This is a genomic window from Marinobacter sp. UBA2498, from assembly GCF_002341575.1.
GTDB lineage: Bacteria > Pseudomonadota > Gammaproteobacteria > Pseudomonadales > Oleiphilaceae > Marinobacter > Marinobacter manganoxydans.
Genome location: NZ_DDOI01000062.1, coordinates 35079 through 36997 on the forward strand (window position 1 = coordinate 35079; position 1919 = coordinate 36997).

At 58.8% G+C, this 1919-nt stretch carries 2 protein-coding genes; both read right to left on the minus strand.

Going from position 1 to position 1919, the window contains the following annotated elements:
• Positions 1-7 precede the first annotated feature (7 nt).
• Positions 8-865 carry a nucleoside triphosphate pyrophosphohydrolase gene (mazG, locus tag B2W52_RS07960; protein ID WP_008176166.1) on the minus strand — a complete coding sequence of 286 codons (858 nt, stop codon included), beginning with the start codon at positions 863-865 and terminating at the stop codon, positions 8-10.
• A partial coding sequence (locus tag B2W52_RS07965; RefSeq protein WP_286802383.1) for an ACT domain-containing protein occupies positions 862-1919 on the minus strand: 1058 nt, incomplete at its 5' end. The genes mazG and B2W52_RS07965, both read right to left, overlap by 4 nt.

Below are 1919 nucleotides of genomic sequence, written 5' to 3' on the forward strand. Positions count from 1 at the left end.
GCCATTTTCAGTGCTCGTTCTCTCCCCGCTCCACGCCTTTCACCGCCTGCCACACGGCATCCAGCGCCTCCAGAGATTCTTCGTCCATATCGCGGCCCTCCCGTTCCAGCACACGTTCAATCGCCCGGAACCGGGCGTCGAATTTATGGTTGGTTCGATTGAGTGCCTGCTCAGGGTTAACCTTCATGAACCGTGCTAGGTTCACACAGACGAACAGGAGATCGCCGAGCTCATCTTCAACGGCATCGGGATCACCGGCGCCCGTCTGTGCGGCTTCCCACGCCTCCTTGAGCTCGTCGATTTCCTCGTGAAGTTTGTCGAAAACCGGGCCAACATTTGGCCAGTCGAAACCGTGCCTGGCTGCCCGTTTCTGGAGCTTCTCGGCCCGAGCCATTGCAGGCAGGGTCCGGGCAATGCCGTCAAGCCGACTTACTGGGGCGCTGGCTTCCGGTGCCGGCTTCATTGCCCGCTCCTCGGCCTTGATGCGCTCCCAGCTTTCCTTGATCCAGGCCTCATCCGGCCGATTATCCGGATCAATGCTGCTTTCCAGGGTCCCTTCCGGAAAAACGTGTGGATGCCGCCTTACCAGTTTGCGCACCAGATGATCGACCACACCGTCAAAATCGAAATGGCCATCTTCCCGACCAAGCTGGGTGTAGAAAATGACCTGGAACAGCAGGTCCCCCAGCTCGTCTTTCAGATGCGGGTAATCCTCTCGCTCAATGGCATCGGCGACTTCGTAGGCCTCCTCCAGCGTGTGCGGCACGATGGTCCTGTAGGATTGCCTGGTATCCCATGGACAGCCCGTCTCCGGATCCCGAAGCCTGGCCATCAGGGTTTTCAGATCCTCGATGGTATAGCTCATCCGCGTTTACGCCTTACATCAATGATATTGGGCAGGTTGCGAATCTGCGCCAGCAACCGCGCCAACTGCTCCAGACTGGAAATTTCCACCGTCACGGTCATGGTAGCCGTGTTCTCGTCCTTGTTGCTCAGGGTATTCAGTGACAGCACATCACTCTTGGAGGCCGACAACACCTGGGTAATATCTCTCAGCAGCCCGGATCGGTCATAGGCTTCAATTTCAATGTCGACAGGATAAACAGCAGCCTGCCGGCCACCCCAGCTGACCTCAATAATCCGGTTGGGCTCGAACTCACGCAGATTCAGGAACGTCAGGCAGTCCTGGCGATGGACCGTAACCCCACGGCCAACCGTGATGTAGCCACCGATCGCGTCTCCGGGCAGCGGCTTGCAACATTTCGCCACCTGGGTCTTGAGCTTGCCGACGCCCAGGATCTGGATGTCTGATTCCGTATCGTAGGGCTTGCGGCGCTGGGCGCTGAGTTTCAGATCCAGTTGTTCGGACTTGGGCTCCAGCATCTGCTGGGCCACATTGGCGACATGCGTGGGGCGAAGGTCACCGGCTCCGGTGGCTGCAAACATGTCCTCCGCACTTTGGTAATTAACCTTCCTGGCAAGCTCACCAAGATCTACATCGTACAGGGACAGACGCCTGAACTCGTCCTCGAGAATGGCACGACCGTCAACGATATTGCGACCACGATCCTGCTGTTTGAACCAGTGGGTTACCTTGGCGCGTGCCCTGGAAGTCTGAATGTAACCAAGGCTCGGGTTCAGCCAGTCGCGGCTTGGGGCCGGGTTGTTGGAGGTCAGGATAAACACCTGATCGCCGGTTTTCAGTGGATAGGTCAGCGGAACGATTCGGCTGTTCACCCGCGCACCGCGGCAGGCGTGACCGATCTCCGTGTGAACCCGGTAGGCGAAATCCACCGGCGTTGCCCCCTGGGGCAGATCCACCACGTGGCCCTCGGGTGTGAATACATACACCCGATCCGATGCGACATCGGATTTGAGGTGGTCGGCCAGCCCGGACAGGTCGCCCAGCTCCTCCTGCC